The following is a 764-nucleotide window of genomic DNA, read 5'->3' as shown; positions in this document are numbered from 1 at the left end:
CAAATTATGCGCGGTACAGTGCGCGTTGCCTGCGTCAAACGATGACAAAACCGGGCAGCCCATACGACGCTGCCGGATGGGCCGTCCTGGGGAGGCGACACCTCGCGCCGCTGTCGGATTTGTGACCGGCCATCGAGCTCACCGGACCTGGAGGACTCCTGCGCCATGTCCTGTCTGGCCTATCGTCCGCCGCCGTGTCCGCCCGAGCCTGCACCATACCCGCCGCGACCGTGGCCGCCATCACCATGGCCGCCGTCACCATGGCCGTGGCCGCCATCACCATGGCCGCCGTCACCATGGCCGTGGCCGCCATCACCATGGCCGCCGTCACCATGGCCGTGGCCGCCATCACCGTGACCACCGTTACCATGCCCACCGTTACCATGCCCACCGTCGCCGTGCCCACCGTCGCCGTGACCACCGTCACCATGACCACCGTCACCATACCCGCCGCGACCGTGCCCGCCATCACCGTGACCACCGTCACCATGGCCGCCGTCACCATGGCCGTGGCCGCCATCACCATGCCCACTGTCGCCGTGACCACCATCGCCGTGACCACCGTCACCATGACCGCCGTCACCAGATCCACCACCAGAAGATCCACCACCAGAAGACCCACCACCAGAAGACCCACCACCAGAAGACCCACTGCCAGAAGATCCACCGCCAGAAGATCCACCGCCAGAAGATCCACCGCCAGAAGATCCACCGCCAGAAGATCCACCGCCAGAAGACCCACCGCCAGAAGACCCACCACTCCT

At 66.4% G+C, this 764-nt stretch carries 1 protein-coding gene; it reads right to left on the bottom strand.

Going from position 1 to position 764, the window contains the following annotated elements; all coding sequences use genetic code 11:
- Nucleotides 1-34 precede the first annotated feature (34 nt).
- Nucleotides 35-764: hypothetical protein (locus tag KHO33_RS41930; protein ID WP_200568582.1), on the bottom strand; the 730-nt coding region annotated here is incomplete at its 5' end.

Source organism: Paraburkholderia nemoris, from assembly GCF_905221015.1.
In the GTDB taxonomy this organism is placed as follows: Bacteria; Pseudomonadota; Gammaproteobacteria; order Burkholderiales; family Burkholderiaceae; genus Paraburkholderia; species Paraburkholderia nemoris.
Note: the sequence above shows the minus strand (reverse complement) of the source record. Positions and strands in the feature narration are given on the sequence as shown.